The sequence below is a fragment of the Streptomyces sp. NPDC091272 genome, assembly GCF_044757485.1.
Lineage (GTDB): Bacteria > Actinomycetota > Actinomycetes > Streptomycetales > Streptomycetaceae > Streptomyces.
The window spans coordinates 94,703-117,878 of sequence record NZ_JBIVVC010000013.1; the positions used below are offsets into that span (position 1 = coordinate 94,703).

Below are 23,176 nucleotides of genomic sequence, written 5' to 3' on the forward strand. Positions count from 1 at the left end.
GCCGTACAGGCGCACCACCCACCGCTCGTGAGAGGGGCCGCACATCATGAGTTCCGTCCCCGACGTCTCCCCCGTGGAGCTGACTCCCGCAGCCGCAGGTCTCCTGAGGCGGCTGCGGGACGCCCACGGCCCACTGATGTTCCACCAGTCCGGCGGCTGCTGCGACGGCAGCGCGCCCATGTGCTACCTGGACGGCGAGTTCCGTACGGGGAACTCCGACGTCCTGCTCGCGTCCCTCGCCGTGGAGGGCGTCGAGGAGTCCGTACCGTTCTGGATGTCGACGAGTCAGTACGAGGTGTGGCGGCACACCCGGCTGATCGTGGACGTGGTGGAGGGGCGCGGCTCCGGATTCTCCCTGGAGGCCCCGGAGGGGGTGCGCTTCCTGATCAGGTCACGCGTGATCTGACCCGACCGGTGGCGGCAGCTGTCGTACGGCGCCCGGTACCGGGCGCGGCGCACGGGGGCTTCGGGCGCCGCGCACGGGCCTACCGGTCGTAGGTCCTGAGGAACTTCTCCAGTGCCGCGAGGTCGTCCGTGTTGAGGTGGTCGACACCGGCCGCCAGGAGCTCTCGCCACAGGGCGTCCCTGGCCGGGCCCGGCACGTCGTTCGTGCCCCAGAAGCGCACCCGCCGGCCGTTGCGGTGCGCGGTGCGGACGAGGGTGTGCAGCCGGTCGCGTTCCGCGCGCGGGAAGGGGCCCTCGCCCGCCCAGGTGAAGCTCTCCGCCCAGTTGCTGCTGATCAGCGGGACGAAGGAGGCGGGCGCGGCCGTGCCGAGATCCTCCAGCCGGCCGTCGTAGAAGGCGTACCTGGTGCGCTGCGCCTCCATCGGCGCGCGCGCCGCGCGGTCACCGGAGACGACCGGGGTGACGGCTCCCGGGCGGACCCGGCCGTCGCGGCAGGTGCTGAGCATCCGCCGGTAGGGGTGCAGCGCGCGGTGCAGGGCGAGGTAGGTCGCCGCGCCCTGCGTCTTGATGTCCACGAGCAGTTGGACGGGGTGGCGGTGACCGGGGAAGACCGTGCCGTGGTGTGCCTCCACCAGGGCGGCCAGCGGTCGGAGGTAGAGGGCTTCGAGGGTGCGGGAGGGGTCGAGGTCCTGCGGGTCGTGGGCGACGAGCAGTCGGCCGTCGGCCAGGTGGATGTCGGCCTCGACGCTGGTGAAGCCGTGCGACAGGGCGTCGTGCAGGGGGCGCGGGTGCTCGTAGTCGTTGTGCGCGTGGGCGCGCCGCAACGGCCGGGGCGGGCGCCTGGTCCGCGGGGGCTGGACCGGGAGGGTCGCGGATGCGGGGAGGGTGCTCGCCCACCCCGCTGCGCCGACCAGCGCTCCGGCGAGGGTGGCGGCTGCGGTACGGCGCGTGGTGAGGGACATGCGGAGGCTCCGGGGTCGGCGGGGCGGCGCGGGGACTCGGCGAGTATCCGTCACGGCGCTGCCCAAACGGCAGGCACCGCCTACGAGTTCGCGCCAAGTTCGACCGTACGACACGGCCCGGCGGGCCCCGGGGCCGGGTGGAGCTCCGGCCGGGCGGACGCCGCGCCCCGGCGGGCCGGGCGTGCAACACGTCTGGCAGAGTGCTCACATGGTCCTTCACGGTGACGTGTCCACCCATGTCCGCGGCCCGAGCCGGCGCAGTCTCGCGATCGCGGCAGTGGTCACCGTCGCCGTGCTCGCCGCCGCGACCCTGGCCCTGGTCTCGCACTTCAACGACCGGCCCGTGTGGTCGCAGAACGTGGCCTACGAGGCCGGTTACTACCGTGGACAGCAGATCCGCAAGACGGACCGCACCGGTGAGGCGGTGGCCGAGGCAGTCTCCGGCGGCTGTGCGCGCTCGGTGGCCACGGCGGGGAAGAAGGCCGACGTCGCGCCCGACTCGTGGGTGCGGGGCTGCCTGGACGCGGCGCACGGCAGGCCCAGCACCCCCAACTCCGCCTGACGCGGGCCTCCCTGCGGTTCCGCCCCGCGTGAGCATGCCGCCCGAGGGCCGCGCCGTCGGCGGCAGCCGCGGCCGTGCGTCACGGCCTCACGGTGCGGGCGTGGCCGCCACGTCCGCCCAGCGCACCGTCCGGTCGCACCAGCGTTCCAGCAGCACCCGGTCGTGCCCCACGGTGAGGAGCCCCGCACCTTGTGCGCGGCGGTAGTCCTCGACGACCGCGACCAGGGACGCCGTCGTCGAGGCGTCCAGCATCGCCGTCATCTCGTCGCACACCAGCCAGCGCGGCCGCAGCACCAACACACGGGCCAGACAGGCGCGTTGCAGCTGTCCGTCGCTGACCTCGTGCGGACGACGCCCCAGCAGGTCGGCGCCGAGGCCCACTGTCTCGCTCAACTCCGTTACCCGGTCGGTGACTTCGTCCCTGCGACCGGTGGCCCGCAGCGGCTCCGCGATCAGGTCCCGCAGCCGCAGCCGGGGGTCGGCGGAGAGCCTGGGCTGCTGGAAGACGACACCTATCGCGGTACGCAGGTCCCGCGGCGCCCGGTGGCGCCAGCCCTGCACGCGCACCCCGTCGAGGGTGACGGTGCCGGCGTCCGGCCGGTGCAGCAGGGCGGCGACCCTGGCGAGCGTGGACTTGCCGCAGCCGCTGGGGCCCAGGAGTCCGACGGCTTCGCCGGGGGCGAGGGCGAGGTGCGCGTCCCGTACGACGGGCCGGCCGCGCTCGTACCCGGCGGTGACGGAGGCGAGTTCAAGCACGGGCGGGCTCCTCGGCGGACGGGTGGTGGCACGCGACGCCGGCCGTGAACTGCGGCTGTGCGGTGCAGGCTTCGCCCACGCGTGGGCAGCGGGCCGCGAAGGCGCAGCCCACGGGCAGGTCGCCCAGTTCGGGGGGCATCCCGGGGATCGGGGCGAAGTCGCGTTCCGGGAGCGCGCCGAGCAGTCCGCGCGCGTAGGGGTGGCGCGGCCCCGGGCCGGTGAAGAAGGCGTCGGCGTCGGCGAGTTCGACGATGCGCCCCGCGTACATCACGGCCACGCGGTCGGCGATCCGCTCGGCCGCCGCCAGGTCGTGGGTGATCATCAGGAGCGCGTGGCCGTCGTCGACGTGTCTGCGGAGTTCGTCGACTGTGCGGTGCACCAGGTCACGGTCGAGTCCGGTGGTGGGCTCGTCGGCGAGCAGCAGCGGGGCGTCGCCGACGAGTGCGAGGGCGGTCGCTGCGCGCTGGGCGAGACCGCCGGACAGCTCGTGCGGATACCGGTCCAGGTGGTCGGCGGGGAACGCGGCCCGCTCCGCCGCGGCGCGCACCGCGCGCGGCAGGTCGGACCTGCGGGTGCCGGTGAGCTCGCGCAGGGTCTCGCCGAGGTGCGCGCCCACGGTGCGCACCGGCGTCAGATGGGCGGCGGGGCTCTGCGGTACGAGACCGATGCGCCGGCCCCGTACGGTGCGGGCGAGGGTCTTCTCGTCCGCCGCGAGCAGGTCGGTTCCGCCGAGGAGCGCCCGCCCGGCGGTCTGGGCGTTGCCCGGGAGCAGGCCGAGGAGCGCGGAGGCGAGGACCGACTTGCCGCAGCCGCTCTCGCCGACGAGGGCCAGGCACTGCCCCGCGGGCAGGTCGAAGGAGGCGTCGGTGACGGCGGCGACGTGCCGCCCGCCGCGCATCCGGAACCGTACCGAGAGCTGCCGTACGGCGAGTACCGGTGCGCTCAGGGTGGCGGGCGCGGCGGACTTCTCCAGCGGGCACGTGGTCACAGCATCAGCTCCGATCGGCGGCGGGGGTGGATCCGTTCGCGCCAGGCACCGGCGAGGCCCGCGACGGCGAGCGTCGGAACGATCAGGAAGAGGCCGGGGAAGAGCGTCGGCCACCAGTCCCCCGCGAGCAGCGAGCCGCGCGCGGACTGGATGAGGTTGCCGAGGCTCGCCTGGTGGCTGGGCAGGCCGAGGCCGAGGAAGGACAGCGCCGATTCGTGCCACATGGCGTGCGGCACCATCAGGACCGCCGCGAGCGCTGCCTGCGGCAGCACCCCGGGCAGCAGGTGCCGGACGATGACGCGCCCCCTGGAGGCGCCGCCGGAGACCGCCGCGTCGATGTACGGGCGGGAGCGCAGCGACAGCACCTCGGAGCGCACGATCCTGGCCGTGGACAGCCAGTGGGTGAGCGCGACGGACACGATCACCGGCCACACGCCGGGGCGGAACATGGCGACGATGAAGATGCCGAGCAGCAGGTGCGGGACCGAGGAGAAGGTGTCGACCACCCGCATCACCACGCGGTCGGTCCAGCCGCCGAAGGCAGCGGCGGCGGCGCCCACCGCCGTGCCGATGACGGTGGCGACGAGGGCGGCGACGAGGCCGACGAGCAGGGAGACGCGCAGTCCGTAGACGCAGCGCAGCAGCAGGTCGCGGCCGACGTCGTCGGTGCCGAAGGGATGGGCGAGGGAGGGTGGTTGGAGTTTGAGGGCGAGGTCGACGGCCTGTTCGTCGAGCTGGACCAGCGGCGGCACCAGCAGGACGGCGAGCGCGACCGCGGTCACGATCACCGCTGAGGTGCGCACGCGGACCGTCCGGGTGGATCGGCGGGTGCGGCCGTGGGCGCGCCAGACGGTGGGCGCCGCGGCATCGGTCTTGGTGAGGTCAGCCATCGAAGCCCACCCTCGGGTCGGCGAGTCCGTACAGGACGTCGGAGAGCAGGTTGCCCGCGAGGACGGCGGCCGTGGCGAGCACGGTCAGTGCGGCGAGCAGCGGGAAGTCGACCGCGGTGGCGGCCTGCACGGTGGCGGCGGCGATGCCCGGCCAGCTGAAGACCGTCTCGACGAGGAGCGCGCCGGTGATGAGTTCGGGGACGCGCGAGCCCACGAGGGTGAGCATAGGCAGCATGCCGGAGCGCATGGCGTGCCCGAGGAGGACGGTGCGTTCGCCGGTGCCGCGCGCGCGTGCGCCGCGTACGGGGTCCTCCTCAAGCGCGTCGGCGACACCCTGCCGTACGTACAGGAAGAACCAGGGCAGCTGGGTGACGCCGAGGACGAGGGCGGGCAGCACCAGGTGGGAGGCGACCTGCCCGAAGGTGATGACGTCGCTGTCGGTGTCGGTGAGCCCGCCGGCGGGCAGCACCCCGAGTTTCAGGGCGAAGAACCACATGGCGAGCAGCCCGAGCCAGAAGGCGGGCGCGGCCTCCAGGGTGTACGCGGCGGAGCTGGTGCAGCGGTCGAGCCAGCCGCCCGGACGGCGTGCGGCCAGCACGCCCAGCGTGGTGCCGAGCAGGATCGCGATCAGGAAGGCGGTGGTGGCCAGCAGGGTGGACCAGCCGAGCCGTTCGGTGATGACGTCGGTGACGCTCTGGCGCATCACCCCGGAGTCGCCGAGGTCGCCGGTGACGGCGGAGGTCAGCCAGTTCCACCAGCGGAGCACCAGGGGCTGGTCGACGCCGAGGTTGGCGCGCAGCTGGTCCAGGTTGGCCTGCGAGGAGGTGAGTCCCGCGGTGCCCGCGTAGGCCTTGACGGGGTCGAAGGGGGAGGCGGCCGCGACGGCGAAGACGCCGAAGGTCACGGCGAGGAGCACGGGGACGGCGAACAGTGCCCGCCGCCCCGCCATCCGTGCCACCGGCCCCCACGGGAGGGCGCGGCGTGACGACGCCCCGCGGCCCGCGCCGGGCCCCGTCTCCCGGGCCGTCCCGTGCGGGGCCTCGGGAGGGGCTCCCCCGGCCACGGCGCCGGTCACTTCTTCGGCTTCCAGTCCTCGACGTTCCACCAGGGGCCGGAGGCCAGGCCGTGGTCGTGCGGCTCGACCTGGGTGCTCAGCGCGGCCCAGGTGTCGTTGACGACGTAGAGGTGGTCGATGTGGGTGAGGAAGGTGTAGCCAGGGTCCTTCACGAGCTCCTGCTGGACGGTCGCGTAGGCGGCCTTGCGCTCGGCCTCGTCGTCGGTCCTGCGGCCGGCTTCCAGGGCGGTGTCGACGCGCTTGTTGTCGTACCACGCCATGTTGTTGAAGCCGTCGCCCGCGAGGGAGGACTTCAGCAGGGTGTACTGGTCGAAGTCGGGGTCGGCGGGCGAGCCGCCGCCGGCGAGGACCGCGTCGTACCTCATCCTCGGCTCGATGACCTCCCAGGTGCCCGCCTGGGTCTTGATGTCGACGCCTGCCTTCTTCGCGTCGGAGGCGTAGGCGAGGGCGTGGTCCTGGCGGAGCTTGTCGCCGGAGAGGTACCAGAGCGGGAACTGGGCGCGCACGCCGTCCTTGACGCGGACGCCGTCCTCGCCCGGCTTCCAGCCGGCGTCGTCGAGGATCTTCTTCGCCTTCGCCAGGTCGTGGGTGCGTTCGGTGCCCTTGGCGAACCACGGACTGTCGGTGGGGACGGGGCCGTAGGCGGGCTTCCCGGCACCTTCCAGGATCTTGTCGACCATGGCCCCGCGGTCCACCGCGACGTCGAGGGCGCGCCGGACGGCCGTGTCTCCGGCGACCTTGTTGCCGGTGGGCAGGGTGACGGTGCGGTAGTCGAAGGACTTCGCCGCGTATGTCTTCTTGCCGCTGTCGCCCTTGAAGGTCTTGGCGAGGTTGGGCGGCAGGATCGCTCCGTCGAGGTCGCCCGAACGCAGCCGGGTGGCGCGGACGTCGTCGTCCTTGACGATGGCCATCGTGAACTTCTTCACGGCGGGCGCCCCGCCCCAGTAGTCCGGGTTGGCCCGGAAACTGAGCTTCTCGCCCTTGGACCACTTGGTCAGGACGTACGGGCCCGTGCCGACGGGGCTGGTGGTGAAGGGGCCGGTGTTCACGTCCTGCTTGCCCGCGACGTGGGCGGGCGCGATCGGCAGCACGGTGCGCCTGGCGAACGGGGCGTAGGGGTACTTGAGGGTGAAGACGACCGTGCTGTCGCCCTCGGCCCTGACGCTCTTGACGGCGTCGAGTTCCGTCTTGGCCGCGTTGTTGGTCTTCTTGTCCAGGATCGTCTCGTACGTGAAGACGACGTCCTTGGCACCGAAGGGCTTGCCGTCGCTGAACTTGACGCCCTGGCGCAGCTTGTACGTGTAGGTCAGTCCGTCGCCGGTGACCTTCGGCAGTTCGGCGGCGAGCGCGGGCCGCAGTGACATGTCGCCGTCGAGGGCGAGCAGCCCGTCGAAGATCTTGGAGTTGCCGTCCTTGCCGTAGCCGAGGAGCGGGCTGAGGGAGTCCGGTTCGTAGGCGATGCCGACGACGGCCGAGTCCTTGGCACCGGGGCCGGAGCCGTCAGCGGTGCTGCCCGGTTTGGAGCAGGCAGCGGCGGTCATGGCCAGGGCGGTGGCCAGCGTCGCGGCGGTCACCGCGCGTATAGATCGGGCCGTCATGGACTCCCCACACCCCTTCTTGGAGATCTGCTGTTGTTGCAAACAGCTCGCAATTAAACAGCACGTAAAGGGGTGCGCGCTGCCCCACCCCTCCGGGAGGCGGGACAGCGCCGCAGGCCAGGGGTGGACTCAGCTCGGGGCCGGCAGGTCGACCAGCCGGCCCACGGCCTCCCGGTGGGCTCCCGCCGTTCCGAACGCGAGGGAGTCCGCCTTGGCGCGCTTCAGGTAGAGGTGGGCCGGGTGCTCCCAGGTCATGCCGATCCCGCCGTGCAGCTGTACGCACTCCTCGGCCGCGTGCACGGCGACCCTGGCGCAGTACGCCTGCGCGACCGCCACCGCGAGGGGCACCTGCGGGCCGCCGGCGGCGAGCGCGTCGGCGGCGTTGCGGGCGGCGGCGCGCGCGGAGACGACCTCCAGCCACAGCTGCGCCATCCGGTGCTTGAGCGCCTGGAACGAACCGACGGGGCGGTTGAACTGGTGGCGTTCCTTGGTGTACCTGACGGTTTCCTCCAAGCACCATTCGGCGAGGCCCAGTTGCTCGGAGGCCAGGAGGCCCGCGCCCGCGAGGAGCCCTTGCCGCAGGGCCGCCCGGCAGAGGTCCGGGCCCGCCAGCAGCGTGGCGTCCGCCCCGTCGAGGGTGACGGTGGCGAGCGGACGGGTCAGGTCGAGCGGTGTCTGCGGCGTGACGGCCACCCCGCTTCCGGAACGCTCGACCGCGTAAAGCCCCTGGGCCGTCGGTACCAGCAGGACGTCGGCGGTGGCCGCGTCCGCCACCCCGGCGACCGTGCCTTGCGGCCCCTGCGGCAGCCGGAAGGAGTCCGGGCCCGCCCCGAACGGGACGACCGGCGCGGCGGTACGCCGCCCGGACGCCAACTCCGCGATCAGGCCCGCCACTTCACCGCGCTCCCGGTCGCAGGCCAGCAGCACCTCGGTCGCCACCACCGAGCCGGTGAGATACGGGGCCGGGACCATCGCCCGCCCCAACTCCTCCAGCACGACGGCGGCTTCGCGGTGCGAGGCGCCCTGGCCGCCCAGCTCCTCGGGCACCAGGAGGCCGGCCACCCCCATGTCGGCCCCGAGGGCCTTCCACAGGCCTGCGTCGTACGGCGTGCCCTCCTCCGCACGGACGACGACCTGCGCGGGGTCGTTGCGGTCGGCGAGCAGGGCGCGCACCGCCGCCCGGAGGTCTTCCTCGGCCTCGGAGTACAGCAGGTCGGCCTTGTGCGGCACGGTCTCTCCGGTGCCGGGTGCGTGGTCCTTCTCGGTCATCGGGCGAGGTCCTTCCAGGCGACGTCCTTGTCGGTGCGGGGCTCGGAGGGCAGCCCCAGCACGCGTTCCGCGACGATGTTGAGCAGCACCTCTGAGGTGCCGCCCTCGATGGAGTTGCCCTTGGCCCGCAGATAGCGGTACCCGGCCTCACGTCCGGTGAAGTCGACGAGCTCGGGGCGGCGCATGGTCCAGTCGTCGTACAACAGGCCTTCCTCGCCGAGCAGTTCGACCTCCAGGCCACTGATCTCCTGGTTGAGGCGGGCAAAGGCGAGCTTCATCCCCGAGCCCTCGGGCCCGGGGTGGCCCGCGACGAGCTGCTGGCGCAGCCGCTCGCCGGTGAGCCTGGCCACCTCGGCCTCGACGTACAGCTCAAGGAGCCGCTGGTGCAGCGGGTGGGTCCGCAGCTCGGGCCGCTCGCGCCAGGTCCTGGCGACTGGGCCGATCATGCCTCCCTCGCGGGGGATGCGGGAGCCGCCGATGGAGACGCGTTCGTTCATCAGGGTCGTCTGGGCGACCTTCCACCCCTCCCCCACCGGGCCGAGCCGCATGCTGTCGGGGATGCGCACGTCGCTGAGGAAGACCTCGTTGAACTCGGCCTCGCCGGTGATCTGGCGCAGCGGGCGCACCTCGACACCGGGGTCGCTCATGTCGCAGACGAAGTACGTCATGCCCCGGTGCTTCGGCTGGTCGGGATCGGTGCGGGTGACCAGGATGGCCCAACGGGCGACATGCGCGCTGGACGTCCAGACCTTCTGCCCGTTCACCACCCAGCTGTCGCCCTCGCGCACCGCGCGGGTGGAGAGGGCGGCGAGGTCGGAGCCCGCGCCCGGTTCGCTGAACAGCTGGCACCACACCTCTTCGCCGACCCACAGCGGGCGCAGCAGGCGCTGCTTCTGCTCGTCGGTGCCGTAGCGCAGGATCGTCGGGGCGGCCATGCCCAGACCGATGCCGATGCGGCGGGGGTCGTTGTCCGGGGCCCCCGCCGCGTCGAGTTCGGCGTCCACGACGGCCTGGAGATCGCGCGGCGCGCCGAGCCCGCCAAGACCGACGGGGTAGTGCACCCAGGCGAGGCCCGCGTCGAAGCGCGCCTTGAGGAAGTCGGTGCGGCCGGTGCCGGCCGGCGGGTGCGCGGCGATCAATTCCTTCGTACGGGCGCGGAGTTCGGCAGCGTCGGTCATCGGGCGCTCCTCTCGGGGACGACGGCGACACGGCCGGTGCTGCGGCCGTCCGCGACCCGCTGGACCGCCGCCGCGGCATCCTTGAACGGGACGCGTTCGCTGATCAGCGGCTTGATGGCGCCCTCGGCCGCGAGCCGGGTCAGTTCCGTGTGGCAACCGGCGACGGCGGCGGGGTCCTTGGCGTTGTAGAGGCCCCAGTGCAGGCCGAGGATCGCGTAGTTCTTGACCAGGGCGTGATTGAGCGCGGGCGCCGGGATCGTACCGCCGGCGAAGCCGACCACGACGATCCGGCCCTCAAAGGCGACGCACTTGGTGGACTGGGTGTAGGCGTCGCCGCCGACCGGGTCGTAGACGACGTCCGCGCCGCGCCCGCCGGTGGCTTCCTTGACCACGCCGATGACGTTGTCCGTGCGGCGGTCGATGACCACGTCACAGCCCAGCTCCCTCGCGACCGCCACCTTCTCCGGCCCGCCGACCACGCCGATCACCGTGGCTCCCGCCGCCTTGCCGAGCTGGACGGCCGCGCTGCCGACACCGCCCGCGGCGGCGTGCACCAGCAGGGTCTCGCCCGCCTGGAGGCGGGCGCGCCGGTGCAGGCCGAACCAGCCGGTCTGGTAGCCGATGTGCAGGGCGGCTGCCTCCGCGTCGTCGAGGGACGCGGGCGCGGGCAGAACCGCCGCCTCGTCCGCGAGGACGTACTCGGCGAAACCGCCGTGCGGTAGCGCCGGGTTGGCGATGACCCGGCGCCCGTCCTCGGTCTCCCCGCAGATCTCGACGCCCGGGGTGAAGGGCAGCGGCGGGCGGACCTGGTACTCGCCGCGACACAGCAGCGCGTCGGGGAAGTTGATGTTCGCGGCACGCACCTTGAGCAGCAGCTGCCCGTCGCCGGGGGTCGGCCGCTCGACCTCTTCGAGACGCATCACCTCGCCCGGCTCGCCGTTCTCGTGCACTCGCCATGCCTGCATCAAGGGCCTCCACGCGCTGTCGTCGGCAGTACCGTGCACGCGCATACTAAGCGGTCGCTTGCCCCGCCGGGAAGGGCTGGACCCGACAGCGGCCCGCTCCCCCGCTCAGCGGTGGAACACCTCGAAGGGCACCGCCGGGACGCCGCCGAAGCGCTGGGCCGCCGCCTGCACGTTGTCGGTGAGGAAACCCCGGCAGTACTGCTCGGGGTCCTCGTCCGTCAACGCCTCGATGTACGACCGGTGTTCGAGCAGGGACAGCACCGAACGCTCCAGTCCCGGCCGCGCGTCGACCGCGTGGGTGGGCGAGGTGGTCCCGGCCACGGCCACCCGGCGGACCCCGTCCCAGGGCTGGAGCCCGTGCTCCGTCAGCTCGGGGAAGATCCAGCGGTTGCCCGCGTCACCCGCCGCGTCCAGGGTGGCGCGGCCCACGGCGAGGTGGTCCGGGGTGTTCCAGACACTGGTGCCCCAGGTGTCGCGGTGGTTGAGGGTGATGACCAGTTCGGGCCGGTGCCTGCGGATCGCGGCGGTGATGTCCCGGCGCAGCGCCGTCCCGTACTCGATCACCCCGTCGCGGTGGTCGAGGAACTCCACCTCGCGCACGCCCACGACGGCCGCACTCGCCCGCTGTTCCTGCTCGCGCAGCGGGCCGCACTTCGCCGGATCCAGGGTGTCGATGCCCGCCTCGCCGCGACTGGCGAGGACGTACGTCACCTCGCGTCCCGCGTCGGTCCAGGCGGCGACCGCGGCCGCGCACCCGTACTCCAGGTCGTCCGGGTGCGCGACGACGGCAAGGGCCCGCTGCCAGTCCTCGGGCATGGGCTGAAGCTGCTGGAACGCCATGTCTGTGGTCATACGGGCAGGATAGGCGTCGTCCCGGACGACGGCCCCGGGCCTGCACGCCTCGTTCGTACCGGGTTTCGGAGGGCGTGCCGGGCCGTCCTCAGAGCTCGCCGCGGGCCAGCCCCAGCAGCCGGTCAAGCACCCGGTGGCCGCTCGCGCGCACGCCGTCGTGCTCGTACTCGTCGGTGACGTAGGTCCGCAGCCCGCGGACGGAGCGTGCGGTCTCCAGGGAGTGTGCCGTGTCGACGTACATGTCGTCGTGGTAGACGGCGGCGGCGACCGGCACCTCGTTGGCGGCCAGGCGCGCCGGGTCGTACAGCGGGGCCCAGTCGGCGCGTTCGGCCAGGAGTTCGGCGCTCTCGCGCAGGGGGCGCAGCGAAGGGTCGCACTCGAAGTGCCAGGGATGGATGCTCTCGCCCGTGAACGGCAGGGGCCCGGTCCCGGCGAGGGCCTTCGCCGCGTCGAAGGCGGGGAACTCGGCGCGTACCCGCTCGGCGCTCCACGCGGTGGGCCCGGCGCCCTGGCCGTAGATCGACTCGTGCAGCAGCGCGTACAGCGGGTGGGCCGCGAAGGAGAGCGCCGACTGTGCGGCCTCCAGGAAGGCGTCGGACAGGGCGGGCCCCTGGCGGGTGTGGACGAAGGCGTTCTCCAGGAGGTCGTGGAGCTGGTGGGTGCCGTCGCTGCCGCCCAGCGCGATGCCCAGCGACTGGAACGCCTCGGGGGTGAGCAGGTATCCGTTCGGCGTGACGGTCTCGGTACCGGCGAGGTGTTCGGCGATGTCCCTGGCCCGCTGCACGTCCTGCGGGTAGCGCGCGTAGTGCGCGGCGGTCTTGCGCGCGATGCGGGGGAACGCAGCCCGGTAGACGTCGTCCGCGCCCGCGTGCAGCGAGGGCAGCCCGCCCGTGATGAGTACCGTCTGCAGGCCCTCGGGGGCGGTGGAGAGGTAGTGGGTGGCGCAGAAGCCGCCGAAGCTCTGGCCGAGCACCGTCCAGGGCGCCCCGCCGGTCAGCAGCGGCCGGATGCTCTCGCAGTCCGAGACGATGGAGTCAGCCCGGAAGTGGGCGAGGAAGTCGGCCTGTTCGCGCGGTCCGCCGCGCAGCGGCACGGTCTGGCGGTTGACCGGACTGGAGAGACCGGTGCCGCGCTGGTCGAGCAGCAGGACCCGGAACTCCTGGAGGGCCCGGCCGAGCCAGGCTTGCCGACCCACGAACCGGCGGGCGCCGAAGCCGGGGCCGCCCTCCAGGTAGACGAGCCAGGGAAGGTCGCTGCCCACCCGGTCCGAGGCCACCACCTCGCGCGCGTACAGCTCGATCTGCTCGCCGGTGGGGCGGGTGTGGTCGAGGGGCACGGTGAAGCGGTGGTCGGTGAGGACGGTACCGGGCTGGCGGTAACTGGTCACTCTTGCTCCTGGTCTCTCCTGGTTCGATCGTCGGTGATCAGTTCAGCACACACGGGACGGGCCCTGCTCCCGGCCCTTCCGGTCCCACCCGGACAGTCCCGGTCCGTGTGCGCCGCGCCCCCGGCGCGCCTAGCGTGCGTACATGATCCGGTTCGAGCAGGTCAGCAAGGTGTACCCGGACGGCACCACGGCCGTCGACGACCTGTCCTTCGAGGTGGCCGAGGGTGAGCTGGTGACACTGGTGGGCCCGTCCGGCTGCGGCAAGACGACCACCATGATGATGGTGAACCGGCTGATCGAACCCTCCGGCGGCCGGATCCTGATGGCCGGCGAGGACATCTCCCGCATCGACCCGGTGAAGCTGCGCCGCCGCATCGGTTACGTCATCCAGCAGGTCGGTCTCTTCCCGCACCGCACGATCCTGGACAACACCGCCACCGTCCCCTTCCTGACCGGCTGGAAGAAGCAGAAGGCACGTGCGCGGGCAGCCGAACTCCTGGACCTGGTGGGCCTCGATCCGTCCGTGTACGGCTCCCGCTACCCCGAGCAGCTGTCCGGCGGCCAGCGCCAGCGCGTCGGCGTGGCCCGCGCGCTGGCGGCCGACCCGCCCGTCCTGCTCATGGACGAGCCCTTCGGCGCGGTGGACCCGGTGGTACGCGAACGGCTCCAGGACGAGTTCCTCAGCCTCCAGGCGACCGTCCGCAAGACGGTCCTGCTGGTCACGCACGACATGGAGGAAGCGGTGCGGATGGGCGACCGGATCGCGGTGTACGGACAGGGCCGCATCGAGCAGCTCGACACCCCGGCCGCGGTGCTCGGAGCGCCGGCGACGCCCTACGTGGCGCAGTTCGTGGGCGCCGACCGGGGCCTCAAGCGGCTCTCGGTCACGGCCATCGAGCCGGACGACCTGGAGGAACCGCCGATCGCCCGTATCGGCGAGCCGGTCGCCGCGGCGGCCGCCCGGCTGCGGGCCGAGGACGCCCGCTGGGCGGTCGTGCTGGGCGAACGCGGCGAACTCCACGGCTGGGTGTCCGCCGAGGACCTGCACCTCGCGGGCGAGGAGGGCACGGTGGGCGACCTGGCACGGCGGATGGACGCGTGGGTGCCGGTGGGCGCGCCGCTGAAGCACGCGTTCAGCGAGATGCTCCAGTGGGACGCCGGATGGGTGGCGGTCCTCGACGGCGCCCGGCTGGTCGGCGTACTGACCCCGGTGAAGCTGCACGAGGCACTGCGGCGCTCGGTGGACGCCGACGTCAAGGGCGTCCCGCGCGACGAGGTGCAGTTCGACTCGGTCGCGGACGCGTAACCGCTCGCGTCGCGGGGGGACGCCCTCCGCAACGAGCGAGTGGTCGCGGGGGGGGCGCCCTCCGCAACGAGCGGGCGGTCGCGGGGGCGCCCTCCGCAACGAGCGGGCGGTCGCGGGGGCGCCCTCCGCAACGAGCGGGCGGTCGCGGGGGCGCCCTGCGCAACGAGCGGGTGGTCGCGGGGATTCCACCGCACGCGCGACATTCGCACAAGAGTCCACGATGTCCGCCTCAGCGGTGAGAACTGCTGAGACTGGTGTGAACCGTGTGATTCGCGGACAGACCTGCGGACGACCCTTGCCCTCCGCTACACGACACCATGCCGGGTGGACTCGACCTCATGACCAACACGCATCGCGGTATCCCCGCCTCCAGTGCCCTGCGTACGGGCCGACGGCAGGCTCTGGCGGAGAGGGCCGGGCTGCTGGTCGAAGCGCCGTGGTTCTCGGTCCTGGTGATGACGGCCATCCTCGCCAACGCCGTACTGCTGGGCATGGAGACCTACTCGGGGCTCGCGCAGCGCTGGCAGGAGCCGCTGACCCTGCTGGAGCACTGCTTCCTCGCGGTGTTCACGGTGGAGGTCCTGCTGCGGGCCGCAGCCCACGCCGACCGGCCCCGGGACTTCTTCCGCAATCCGTGGAACGTCTTCGACGCCGCGGTCGTCCTGTGCGCGTTCCTGCCCGTCACCGGGGACAACACCACCCTGCTGCGGCTGCTGCGGCTCTTCCGGGTGCTGCGCACCGCCCGCTTCCTGCCGCAACTGCGGGTGATCGTCACCGCGCTGGGCAAGTGCCTGCCGGGGACGGCCAGCTTCCTGATGGTGGGCACGCTGCTGCTGTACGTGTACGCGATGGTGGGCTGGCTGTGCTTCGCCGCCACCGATCCCGAGCACTACGGCTCGCTCGGCCGGGCGGTGGTCACCCTCTTCATCCTGATGTCGCTGGACGGGCTCGGCGACGCGGTCCACGCGGGGCTGCTCATCTCCCCCTGGTCGCTGGTCTACTACGGCTCGTACGTCCTGCTCAGCTCCTTCCTGCTGGTGAACCTGCTGATCGGCGTCGTCATCAACTCCCTGGAGCAGGCGCGCGACGCGGACCTCTCGGAGCGGAAGCGGGACGAGGGGCCCGAGGTGCGGGACCACGCGTACGGCGGGCGGAACGAGTCGTCGGGGGCGCCGAACGGGCCCGCCCAGGACGCCGATCTCCTGGACGCGTTCGGTGTCCACGACCGCATCCTGGCCGCCCGCGTCGCCCTGGAGGACGCGGAACGGCTCCTTCAGATGAGCCGCTTGGACTCCAGGTAGGCCCGCGCGACGTCCTGCGGAAGCCGCCGCCAGCTGTCCACCTGCTGGTTGAGGCCCGCCAGGTCCTCGGTCGTCAGTACGGTGTTGAGCTTGCCCAGCGCCTTGGCGACACCCGTCGAACCCGCCTGCGCCCTGTTCACCACGGGCACGATGTAGTCGGCGTTCTGCAGGTGCTTGTCGTCGTCCAGCAGGACCAGGCCGAACGCGTCCAGGGTGGCGTCGGTGGTCGTGGTGAGCACCATCTGGTCCTGTCCGCTCTGCACGGCCTGCTTGGCCGGGGTGGTACCGACACCCTTGGGGTCGACGGCGGTGATGTCGATGCCGTACGTCTTCTTCAGCCCCGGTTCGCAGTACGGGCGCTGCACACACTCGTCGCCGGCTGCGAGGCGCACCGGCAGCCGGGACCTCCCGAGGTCGCTGAGCGTCTTGAGGCGGTGCTTCTTCGCGTAGGCGGCGGTGACGGCGAAGGCGTTCTGGTCGACGGCGCGGCCCGCGTCCAGGACGGTGAGCCCGCGCGGCGCGGCCAGTTTCCGCAGGCCCCGCATGGTGGCGGCGAGGTCGGGTGAGCCGACGGGGGCGGCGTCCGCCCCGTTGGCCTTGGCGTTGAGCCAGTCGGCGAAGGTCGCCGCGTATTCGGGTACGACATCGATCTGGCCGCTCTCCAGAGCGGGCTCGTACAGCTCCCGGTTGGCGACGGACAGGATGGTGGTGCTGTACCCCGCTCGCTCCAGGAGCAGCGAGTACATCTGGGCCAGCAGGTCGCTCTCGGTGAAGCCGGCCGACCCGATGCTCAGGTCGTGGCTGTCGCCCGGCTCGGCGGTGATCTCGCCCTGGTTCTCCAGGGACGGCCCGGTCGTGCAGGCGGTGGCGGCGAACAGCAGGGCCGCGGCGGCGTACCGGCGTCGCCTCATCCGGCCTGCCCCCTCGCCCACTCGGGCGCCATCCGCTGCGCCACCTCGAAGAGGCCTTCGACCAGCAGCGCGAAGACGGCGACGAGGACCGCGCCCGCCACCACCTGCGGGGTGCTGGCGAGGTTGAAGCCCGCGGTGATGATCCGGCCGAGGCCGCCGCCGCCCGCCAGCGCGGCGAGCGTCGCCGTCGCCACCAGCTGGACGGCGGCGATCCGTACGCCGGTCATGATCAGCGGCAGGGCGAGCGGAAGCTCCACCTGGCACAGGAGCTGCCGGCCGGTCATGCCCATCCCCTTGGCGGCCCGCACCGTGTCCTGGTCGACACCGCGCATCCCCACGTACGCGTTGGTCAGCAGCGGCGGCACGGCGAACAGCACCAGCGCGATGATCGTCGGCCACTCCCCCATGGTCCCCAGCGGGGTGAGCAGCAGCAGCACCAGCACGGCAAAGGTGGGCACCGCCCGGCCCACGTTGGAGATGTTCACGGCCAGTGCGCCGCCCTTGCCGAGATGGCCCAGGACCAGGGCGACCGGCAGCGCGATCAGGCAGCTCAGCAGCAGGCAGACGACGGTGAGGAAGAGGTGTTCGCCGAGCCGGTCCCAGATGCCTCCGTCGCCGTTCCAGTGCGCGGCGTCAGAGAGCCAGTCCCAGGCAGCGGTGAGGGTGTTCATACGCGCGTCCAGGGGGTCAGCAGGCGTTGCACGCCGAGCAGGACGAGGTCGGCGGCGATGGCGATGATCACGCACAGCACGGATGCGGTGAGGACCTGGGCCTTGAAGTAGGTGTTCATCCCGGTGTAGATGAGGTTGCCGAGGCCGCCGTGGCCGACGATGGCTCCGACGGTGACGAGGGAGACGGCGGAGACGGTGGCGATGCGGAGCCCGGCCATCGCGGCGGGCAGCGCGAGCGGGAGTTCAACACCGAACAGCAGCCTGGCCGGCCCGTACCCCATGCCCCGGGCGGCCTGCCGGGTCTCCTCCGGCACCGCGCGCAGCCCGGCGAGGAGGTTGCGTACCAGCAGGGTCAGCGAGTACAGGACCAGCCCGGCGATCACCAGGGAGGCGGAGAGCCCGTACACCGGCAGCAGCAGCGAGAACATCGCCAGCGAGGGGATGGTGTAGAGCACCGTCGTCACTCCGAGCACCGGCCCCGACGCCCATCTCCAGCGCCGGGCCGCGATCGCCAGCGGGACAGCCACGACCAGCCCCAGCAGCACCGACACGACGGTGAGTTGAAGGTGCTGGAGCACCGCGTCCCAGAGGATCTCGCGCCGGCTGGACAGATAGGCGCCACAGACCCACTCATTGCGCGCGAGGCAGTCGTCCGGGGGCGCGGTCACCCGTCCATTGCAGCCCGCGGGACGCGAACCCGCGCGGCGTGATGGACCGTACGGGTTGCCACGGGACGGCGCGGGGCCGGCGGCGCGACGGACCGTACGGGTTGCCGCCGGGCGGCGCGAACCCGCGCGGCGTGGTGGGCCGTACGGGTTGCCACGGGGCGGCGCGTGTCCGGCCCGGAGGTGGGTGGGGAGCCCAGGTCGTGGCCCCGGCCCGTGCGGGCGCTACGTTGACGCCATGAGCAATCTCGATCGGCAGAGCACCCCCTCCCTGTGCGGCGGTCGCGGCTTCGTCGCGGCGGAGCCCGTGCGTGAACTTCTCTCCCCGCGCCGGGTGAAGCTCGGCGGGTCCACCGAGGTACGGCGGCTGCTGCCCAACCTGGGCCGCCGCATGGTCGGCGCCTGGGCCTTCGTCGACCACTACGGCCCCGACGACATCGCGGACGAGCCCGGTATGCAGGTGCCCCCGCACCCGCACATGGGCCTCCAGACGGTCAGCTGGCTGCACGAGGGGGAGGTCCTGCACCGCGACAGCACCGGCAGCCTCGCCACCATCCGCCCGCGCGAGCTCGGTCTGATGACCTCGGGCCGCGCCATCAGCCACTCGGAGGAGAGCCCGAAGCAGCACGCCAGGCTGCTGCACGGCGCCCAGTTGTGGGTCGCGCTGCCCGATGCCCACCGCGACGTCGCGCCGCACTTCCAGCACCACACCGACCTGCCGACGGTGACCGCGCCCGGTCTCACCGCCACCGTGATCCTCGGCGAGCTGGACGGGGCGCGCTCGCCCGGAACCGCGTACACCCCTATCGTCGGCGCCGACCTCGCCCTGGCGGGCGGTACCCGCACCTCGCTCCCGCTGGACCCGGACTTCGAGTACGCCGTGCTCTCGATGTCCGGCGAGGCCCAGGTGGACGGGGTGCCGGTACTCCCCGGCTCGATGCTCTACCTGGGCTGCGGTCGTACCGAACTGCCGCTGCACGCCGACTCCGACGCGGGCCTGATGCTCCTGGGCGGCGAGCCCTTCGAGCGGGAGATCGTCATGTGGTGGAACTTCATCGGCAGGTCCCACGACGAGATCGCCCAGGCCCGCGCGGACTGGACGCAGAGCTCACGCTTCGGCGAGGTGAAGGGGTACGAGGGGGCGCCGCTGCCGGCACCCGAGCTTCCCCCGGGGGCGCTCAAGCCGCGCGGGAGGCTTCGCTGAACCACCCACGCGCGGTGCGTTCGACCCGGGTGACGGGATGACCGGAGCGCCGTCTCCACGCCCACCGCCGCAACCGGGCCGACTGCACGACGCGTTGAGCAGTCCCGCCGTGCGGCAGGGCCCGGAACTCAGGCGTCGCGTCCCGGCGGGTCGGCCTGCGCCTCGTCGGCCTGCCTCCGGGCGCGCCCGGCCTCGTACCGCCGTACGCGCTCGGCCAGCGGCAGTGGCGTGTCCTTGGGGCCGGTGGTGGGCCCACCGGCCATCCGGGCGCACACGCCCGCGCAGGCCAGCACGGACCCCTCGGTTCCGTGCGAGACCGACACCGCGTCCGCGCTCGGCGTGGTTCGGTAGTCGGCACCGCAGATGACGCAGGTCAGGCCGTGGAGCGTCTCTTCCGTCGGCGCCGGACGGCCGCCGCGGTGGCTGGAGATGGAGGATTGCGAATACATCGGTCCTACGTCCTCGGGAGCCGATGGGCCCCGGACTTGCCGTTCTCCGAGAGCGACACCGAAAGGGACGACGGCGTGCGGGATACGCCCGGCACTGCCACCGTACTCCGGTATGCCCGAGGTCCTGGTCCCCGCAGCCGTCAGTCGTGCGGCACGACCGCCACCGGGGCGCGGGCGTGGTGCAGCACGGCGTGGGTGACCGGCCCGAGACGTCGCACCCGCTCGCCGTGCCTGCGGCGTCCCACCACGACGAGGTCGGCGCTCCCGCTGTGCGACAGCAGTACCCCGGAGGCCGAGCCGATCTCGACCTGCTCGGCGACTTCCACCTGCGGATACTTGACCCGCCACGGCTTGAGGGTGTCCGCCAGAAGTCCCTTGTTGAGCTCCGCCAGACCGTTCGCCTCCTCGGCCAGATACAACGCGCCAGGGCTCCAGGCGAGGGCTGTCGGGACGCTCCACGCGTGCACGACGCGCAGCGTTGCTCCCCGTTCCGCCGCGACGGTGAACGCGAATCCGAGGACCGCGTCACCGTCGTTTCCGAGATCCTGGACGCCGATCACCACTTCGGGGGGCTGCGCCGCCCCGTCACCACCGGGTTCCCTGACCATGACGACCGGTCCGGAGGCCTGCCGCAGCACCTGCAGCGAGACCGATCCCACCAGATGTCCGGCGAATGCGCCGTAACCGCGTGAACCCAGTACCAGCATCTCGGCGCGTGCGACCTCGGTGACGAGGGTGGGTACCGGGTCCTGCGCCAGCAGTTCGGTGGTGACGTCCAGGTGCGGGTGCTGCTTGGCGACACGGGCCTTGGCCTCGTCGAGTACGTTGCGTACCCAGCGCTCCTCTGCCGGGCGGTCCCCGACGTACCCCACGTCGGTGGCGCGCCACACCCAGGCGTGCACCAGCCGAAGGCTCGCGCCCCGGCGCGTCGCCTCCTGTGCCGCCCAGTCCGCGGCTGCCAGGGCATGATCGGTTCCATCCAGCCCTGCGGTGATGGTGCCTGACATGTCGCCTCCCGGTGCTGCCGCTGAACCTGATGTCTCAGCGGACTTACTGACGTGGTGTGGTGAAGCCTTGCAAGCCGGGGTCCGCCGGTACCGGGGCCGACCGGTCCACCGCCCCGGGCCGATGGTCCCCCGTCGGATCAGGCCCTGTCCGGGCGGGACGCGTCGGCCGCCGCGCGGGATGTGTCACGGACCCTCGCCAGGTGGCCTTCCGTACGTGCCGCGGCGAAGGCGACAAGGCCGGCCCCTGCGGCGATACCGAGGTCCGGCCAGGACGGGGACGAGGTGCCCAGCAGGCTCGCGAGTAGGGGTACGTAGGCGGCGGCGACGCCCAGGGCGGCCGCGGTCAGCACGGCGGCCGGAAGGGAGAGGTTGCGGCGGGTGAACACCCGCTCGCGCAGCCCCAGTGCCACTCCGAGCTGGGCGGCCAGCAGTGCCAGGAACAGCACCGTCTGCCAGGGGCCGCCGGTGTGCCGCAGCCACAGGCCGGCACCGAGGCACATGGCCGTGACGAGAATCGACAGCCGCAGGACGCGCTGCCACAGGCCGTCACCGAGTACGTGCCGGCGCGGCCGGCGGGGCGGGCGGCGCATCGCGTCGGGGGATGCCGGTTCGGCTCCCATGGCCACCCCCGTCAGGCCGTGTGTGAGGAGGTTGATCCAGAGGATCTGTCCGGCGCGCAGGGGCAGCGCGAGACCGATCAGCGGGCCGAGGAGCATGATCAGGATCTCTGCCGCGCCGCCTGCCAGGGCGTAGAGCAGGAAACGGCGGATGTTGGCGTAGACCCGGCGCCCTTCTTCCACGGCCGCGACGACTGACGTCAGTTCGTCGTCGGCGAGGACCAGGTCGGCGGCCTGCCGGGCGACTTCGGTGCCCCTGCGGCCCATGGCGACGCCGATGTCCGCCTGGCGCAGGGCGGGGCCGTCGTTGACGCCGTCGCCGGTCATGGCGGTGACCTCGCCCCTGGCCTGCCACGCTTCGACGATGTCCAGCTTCTGCTGGGGCGTGGCGCGGGCGAAGACCCGGACCCGGGTGAGGTCGGAGACCTTCCCCGCCGCCAGTTCCTGCCCGGTGACCACCAGGCCCTGCCGCTCTGCCTCGGCGGCGTCCAGGATGCCGACGCGTACCGCGATCGCGCGGGCGGTCGCCGGGTGGTCCCCGGTGATGAGAACGGAGGTGATGCCCGCGCCGCGGCAGGCTCGCACCGTCGCCCCGGCCGCTTCCTTGGGCGGGTCGCTGATGGCCGCGAGTCCCAGCAGCCGCAAGCCGCTCTCGCTCGTCGCCACGGGGTCCGGCACGGCGGCGCGGGTCCCCGCCGCGACCGCCAGGACGCGGTACCCCTCGGCGGACAGGGAGGCCGCCTCCTCACGCGCGGTGCGCACCACGCCGGGTTCCTCGTCGAGGACGGACGGCTCCAGCACCGCCTCCGGGGCGCCCTTGAGGTAGACGCCAATCGTCCCTTCCGGTGTGCCGTGCAGCGTGGTCATGCGCTTGCGGAGGCTGTCGAAGGGAATCTCGCCGACCCGGGGCCGGGTGGGGACGAGGTCCTCCCGGGCGCAGCCGGCCTTTGCGGCGCCGGCCAGCAGGGCGGCTTCGGTCGGGTCGCCGAGTGCGGCCCACGGGACGGCGGGCCCGGTGGGCGGGACGAGCGAGGCGTCGTTGCACAACGCGCCTGCGACCAGGACTTCCCGTACTGCGTCGGACAGAGCGGGGGCGGGCGGAAGGCCGGCCTCCAGGAAGTGACCCACCGGCTCGTACCCGGCTCCGGAGACGGTGACGGAGCCGTGCGGGGTCCAGACCCTTTCGAGGAGCATGCGGCCCTCGGTGAGGGTTCCGGTCTTGTCGGTGGCGAGGACGGTGACCGAACCGAGGGTCTCGACGGCCGAGAGGCGGCGCACCACCGCATTGCGGGAGGCCATCCGCCGTGCGCCCAGGGCCAGCCCGAGCGTCACCACGGCCGGCAGAGACTCGGGGACGGCCGCGACGACAAGGCTGATCGCGGTGACGGCCATGAGTTCCAGCGCCTGGCCGCGCAGCAGCCCCAGGGCCAGCACCAGGAGGCACAGCCCGACGGTGACAAGGGCGAGTACCCTGCCGAGTCCGGCCAGGCGCTTCTGCAGGGGGGTCAGTTGCTGCCTGGGGTGCAGCGAGGCGGCGATGACGCCCAGGGCGCTGTGCGCCCCGGTCGCGGTGACGGTGGCCACGGCCCGGCCGCGCACCACCACGGTCCCGGCCCGCAGCTGCGCGGATTCCGGGTCCTCGCTCCGGGCGTCCTTGTCCACCGGTACGGATTCGCCAGTCAGGGTCGATTCGTCGACCAGGAGTGCGGCGGCCTGCACAAGGATGGCGTCGGCCGGCACGATGTCGCCCTCGCCGAGCGTCAGGGCGTCGCCCGGCACGACCTCGGCGGATGCGACTTCCTGCTCCGCGCCGTCCCGAAGGACCCGCGCGGTCGGCGCCGTCATGGCGGAGAGTGCCGCGACCGCGTTGTCGGCCCGGACCTCCTGCACCACCCCGACGGTGGTGTTGAACAGGACGACCACACCGATGATGACCGCGTCGGCGTAGTCCGCGGTGACGATGGTCAGTGCGACCGCGACGAGCAGGACGATGATCAGCGGGTCCCGGAGCTGTGCGAGCACCCGGGACCGCAGGGAGACGGCGGGTGGCGGGGCGAGTGCGTTGCGCCCGTACGCGGACAGCAGGTGGGCGGCCTGTTCGCTGCTCAGGCCCTTCTCACGGGTGGGGTCGGGACGAGGGTCGGACGTCAGCGGCATG

At 72.7% G+C, this 23,176-nt stretch carries 22 protein-coding genes; 5 read left to right on the forward strand and 17 right to left on the reverse strand.

What is annotated here, in order from left to right; translation table 11 throughout:
• The first annotated feature begins 46 nt into the window (after positions 1 to 46).
• Positions 47 to 406, forward strand: a complete 360-nt coding sequence (locus tag ACIQM4_RS29325; RefSeq protein ID WP_401597693.1) for a DUF779 domain-containing protein — start codon at positions 47 to 49, stop codon at positions 404 to 406.
• Between the two features lie 79 nt (positions 407 to 485).
• Here ACIQM4_RS29325 and ACIQM4_RS29330 read toward each other — a convergent pair whose 3' ends face one another.
• Positions 486 to 1,367, reverse strand: a complete 882-nt coding sequence (locus ACIQM4_RS29330; protein WP_401597696.1) for a phosphatidylinositol-specific phospholipase C/glycerophosphodiester phosphodiesterase family protein — start codon at positions 1,365 to 1,367, stop codon at positions 486 to 488.
• A 208-nt stretch (positions 1,368 to 1,575) separates the two neighbouring features.
• Between ACIQM4_RS29330 and ACIQM4_RS29335 the strand changes: the two genes are divergently transcribed.
• Positions 1,576 to 1,929 (forward strand): hypothetical protein, encoded by a 354-nt coding sequence (locus tag ACIQM4_RS29335; protein WP_401597698.1) that lies wholly within the window; start codon positions 1,576 to 1,578, stop codon positions 1,927 to 1,929.
• Positions 1,930 to 2,016: 87 nt separating this feature from the next.
• On the opposite strand, the gene ACIQM4_RS29340 is transcribed toward ACIQM4_RS29335, so the two are convergent.
• The 10 genes from ACIQM4_RS29340 to ACIQM4_RS29385 all read right to left on the reverse strand — a co-directional run bounded on the left by ACIQM4_RS29340 (position 2,017) and on the right by ACIQM4_RS29385 (position 12,887).
• Entirely contained in the window at positions 2,017 to 2,685 is a 669-nt protein-coding gene (locus tag ACIQM4_RS29340) for an ABC transporter ATP-binding protein (protein ID WP_401597701.1), read from the reverse strand.
• Entirely contained in the window at positions 2,678 to 3,583 is a 906-nt protein-coding gene (locus ACIQM4_RS29345) for an ABC transporter ATP-binding protein (protein WP_401597987.1), read from the reverse strand. Before ACIQM4_RS29345 ends, ACIQM4_RS29340 begins: the two co-directional genes overlap by 8 nt.
• An 86-nt stretch (positions 3,584 to 3,669) precedes the next feature.
• On the reverse strand, positions 3,670 to 4,563 hold the full coding sequence (locus tag ACIQM4_RS29350; RefSeq protein ID WP_401597703.1) for an ABC transporter permease: 894 nt from the start codon (positions 4,561 to 4,563) through the stop codon (positions 3,670 to 3,672).
• The gene (locus ACIQM4_RS29355) at positions 4,556 to 5,512 is read right to left on the reverse strand and encodes an ABC transporter permease (protein WP_401597990.1); all 957 of its coding nucleotides are present in this window, start codon (positions 5,510 to 5,512) and stop codon (positions 4,556 to 4,558) included. The genes ACIQM4_RS29350 and ACIQM4_RS29355 overlap by 8 nt, the downstream gene beginning before the upstream one ends.
• A 122-nt stretch (positions 5,513 to 5,634) precedes the next feature.
• Positions 5,635 to 7,236: an ABC transporter substrate-binding protein gene (locus ACIQM4_RS29360; RefSeq protein ID WP_401597705.1), complete on the reverse strand. Its 1,602-nt coding sequence runs from the start codon at positions 7,234 to 7,236 to the stop codon at positions 5,635 to 5,637.
• Between the two features lie 129 nt (positions 7,237 to 7,365).
• On the reverse strand, positions 7,366 to 8,505 hold the full coding sequence (locus ACIQM4_RS29365) for an acyl-CoA dehydrogenase family protein (RefSeq protein ID WP_401597707.1): 1,140 nt from the start codon (positions 8,503 to 8,505) through the stop codon (positions 7,366 to 7,368).
• Positions 8,502 to 9,683: an acyl-CoA dehydrogenase family protein gene (locus ACIQM4_RS29370; protein WP_401597710.1), complete on the reverse strand. Its 1,182-nt coding sequence runs from the start codon at positions 9,681 to 9,683 to the stop codon at positions 8,502 to 8,504. Before ACIQM4_RS29370 ends, ACIQM4_RS29365 begins: the two co-directional genes overlap by 4 nt.
• Complete coding sequence (locus ACIQM4_RS29375; RefSeq protein ID WP_401597713.1) at positions 9,680 to 10,648, reverse strand: NADPH:quinone oxidoreductase family protein; 969 nt, start codon at positions 10,646 to 10,648, stop codon at positions 9,680 to 9,682. Before ACIQM4_RS29375 ends, ACIQM4_RS29370 begins: the two co-directional genes overlap by 4 nt.
• Positions 10,649 to 10,753: 105 nt before the next feature.
• Positions 10,754 to 11,500 carry a PIG-L deacetylase family protein gene (locus ACIQM4_RS29380; RefSeq protein ID WP_401597716.1) on the reverse strand — a complete coding sequence of 249 codons (747 nt, stop codon included), beginning with the start codon at positions 11,498 to 11,500 and terminating at the stop codon, positions 10,754 to 10,756.
• 88 nt (positions 11,501 to 11,588) lie between these two features.
• Positions 11,589 to 12,887: an alpha/beta fold hydrolase gene (locus ACIQM4_RS29385; protein ID WP_401597719.1), complete on the reverse strand. Its 1,299-nt coding sequence runs from the start codon at positions 12,885 to 12,887 to the stop codon at positions 11,589 to 11,591.
• A gap of 142 nt (positions 12,888 to 13,029) precedes the next feature.
• On the opposite strand from ACIQM4_RS29385, the gene ACIQM4_RS29390 reads away from it, so the two are divergent.
• On the forward strand, positions 13,030 to 14,193 hold the full coding sequence (locus ACIQM4_RS29390; RefSeq protein WP_401597722.1) for an ABC transporter ATP-binding protein: 1,164 nt from the start codon (positions 13,030 to 13,032) through the stop codon (positions 14,191 to 14,193).
• A 338-nt stretch (positions 14,194 to 14,531) separates the two neighbouring features.
• Positions 14,532 to 15,494 (forward strand): ion transporter, encoded by a 963-nt coding sequence (locus ACIQM4_RS29395; protein WP_401597724.1) that lies wholly within the window; start codon positions 14,532 to 14,534, stop codon positions 15,492 to 15,494.
• Here ACIQM4_RS29395 and ACIQM4_RS29400 read toward each other — a convergent pair.
• Genes ACIQM4_RS29400 through ACIQM4_RS29410 form a run of 3 tightly spaced genes read right to left on the reverse strand, consistent with a single transcriptional unit; the run spans position 15,467 to position 17,744 of the window.
• Complete coding sequence (locus ACIQM4_RS29400; RefSeq protein ID WP_401597727.1) at positions 15,467 to 16,405, reverse strand: ABC transporter substrate-binding protein; 939 nt, start codon at positions 16,403 to 16,405, stop codon at positions 15,467 to 15,469. The genes ACIQM4_RS29395 and ACIQM4_RS29400 overlap by 28 nt on opposite strands.
• On the reverse strand, positions 16,402 to 17,076 hold the full coding sequence (locus ACIQM4_RS29405) for an ABC transporter permease (RefSeq protein ID WP_401597729.1): 675 nt from the start codon (positions 17,074 to 17,076) through the stop codon (positions 16,402 to 16,404). Before ACIQM4_RS29405 ends, ACIQM4_RS29400 begins: the two co-directional genes overlap by 4 nt.
• Positions 17,073 to 17,744, reverse strand: a complete 672-nt coding sequence (locus tag ACIQM4_RS29410; RefSeq protein WP_401597731.1) for an ABC transporter permease — start codon at positions 17,742 to 17,744, stop codon at positions 17,073 to 17,075. Before ACIQM4_RS29410 ends, ACIQM4_RS29405 begins: the two co-directional genes overlap by 4 nt.
• Positions 17,745 to 17,979: 235 nt before the next feature.
• Here ACIQM4_RS29410 and ACIQM4_RS29415 point away from each other — a divergent pair, with 235 nt between their 5' ends.
• Positions 17,980 to 18,945, forward strand: coding sequence for a pirin family protein (locus ACIQM4_RS29415; protein ID WP_401597734.1), 966 nt, complete (start codon positions 17,980 to 17,982; stop codon positions 18,943 to 18,945).
• A 128-nt stretch (positions 18,946 to 19,073) separates the two neighbouring features.
• On the opposite strand, the gene ACIQM4_RS29420 is transcribed toward ACIQM4_RS29415, so the two are convergent.
• The 3 genes from ACIQM4_RS29420 to ACIQM4_RS29430 all read right to left on the reverse strand — a co-directional run bounded on the left by ACIQM4_RS29420 (position 19,074) and on the right by ACIQM4_RS29430 (position 23,175).
• Entirely contained in the window at positions 19,074 to 19,394 is a 321-nt protein-coding gene (locus tag ACIQM4_RS29420; RefSeq protein WP_401597736.1) for a hypothetical protein, read from the reverse strand.
• A gap of 140 nt (positions 19,395 to 19,534) precedes the next feature.
• Entirely contained in the window at positions 19,535 to 20,401 is an 867-nt protein-coding gene (locus tag ACIQM4_RS29425) for a universal stress protein (protein ID WP_401597739.1), read from the reverse strand.
• A 137-nt stretch (positions 20,402 to 20,538) separates the two neighbouring features.
• Entirely contained in the window at positions 20,539 to 23,175 is a 2,637-nt protein-coding gene (locus tag ACIQM4_RS29430) for a cation-translocating P-type ATPase (protein WP_401597742.1), read from the reverse strand.
• Between the last annotated feature and the right edge of the window lies 1 nt (position 23,176).

Coding starts and splice junctions, on each gene's coding strand:
- ACIQM4_RS29335 (WP_401597698.1), top strand. CDS start 1,576: ATGGTCCTTCACGGTGACGTGTCCACCCATGTCCGCGGCCCGAGCCGG.
- ACIQM4_RS29355 (WP_401597990.1), bottom strand. CDS start 5,512: ATGGCGGGGCGGCGGGCACTGTTCGCCGTCCCCGTGCTCCTCGCCGTG.
- ACIQM4_RS29350 (WP_401597703.1), bottom strand. CDS start 4,563: ATGGCTGACCTCACCAAGACCGATGCCGCGGCGCCCACCGTCTGGCGC.
- ACIQM4_RS29365 (WP_401597707.1), bottom strand. CDS start 8,505: ATGACCGAGAAGGACCACGCACCCGGCACCGGAGAGACCGTGCCGCAC.
- ACIQM4_RS29345 (WP_401597987.1), bottom strand. CDS start 3,583: ATGCGCGGCGGGCGGCACGTCGCCGCCGTCACCGACGCCTCCTTCGAC.
- ACIQM4_RS29420 (WP_401597736.1), bottom strand. CDS start 19,394: ATGTATTCGCAATCCTCCATCTCCAGCCACCGCGGCGGCCGTCCGGCG.
- ACIQM4_RS29380 (WP_401597716.1), bottom strand. CDS start 11,500: ATGACCACAGACATGGCGTTCCAGCAGCTTCAGCCCATGCCCGAGGAC.
- ACIQM4_RS29430 (WP_401597742.1), bottom strand. CDS start 23,175: ATGCCGCTGACGTCCGACCCTCGTCCCGACCCCACCCGTGAGAAGGGC.
- ACIQM4_RS29360 (WP_401597705.1), bottom strand. CDS start 7,236: ATGACGGCCCGATCTATACGCGCGGTGACCGCCGCGACGCTGGCCACC.
- ACIQM4_RS29400 (WP_401597727.1), bottom strand. CDS start 16,405: ATGAGGCGACGCCGGTACGCCGCCGCGGCCCTGCTGTTCGCCGCCACC.
- ACIQM4_RS29330 (WP_401597696.1), bottom strand. CDS start 1,367: ATGTCCCTCACCACGCGCCGTACCGCAGCCGCCACCCTCGCCGGAGCG.
- ACIQM4_RS29405 (WP_401597729.1), bottom strand. CDS start 17,076: ATGAACACCCTCACCGCTGCCTGGGACTGGCTCTCTGACGCCGCGCAC.
- ACIQM4_RS29415 (WP_401597734.1), top strand. CDS start 17,980: ATGAGCAATCTCGATCGGCAGAGCACCCCCTCCCTGTGCGGCGGTCGC.
- ACIQM4_RS29390 (WP_401597722.1), top strand. CDS start 13,030: ATGATCCGGTTCGAGCAGGTCAGCAAGGTGTACCCGGACGGCACCACG.
- ACIQM4_RS29325 (WP_401597693.1), top strand. CDS start 47: ATGAGTTCCGTCCCCGACGTCTCCCCCGTGGAGCTGACTCCCGCAGCC.
- ACIQM4_RS29370 (WP_401597710.1), bottom strand. CDS start 9,683: ATGACCGACGCTGCCGAACTCCGCGCCCGTACGAAGGAATTGATCGCC.
- ACIQM4_RS29425 (WP_401597739.1), bottom strand. CDS start 20,401: ATGTCAGGCACCATCACCGCAGGGCTGGATGGAACCGATCATGCCCTG.
- ACIQM4_RS29395 (WP_401597724.1), top strand. CDS start 14,532: ATGACCAACACGCATCGCGGTATCCCCGCCTCCAGTGCCCTGCGTACG.
- ACIQM4_RS29375 (WP_401597713.1), bottom strand. CDS start 10,648: ATGCAGGCATGGCGAGTGCACGAGAACGGCGAGCCGGGCGAGGTGATG.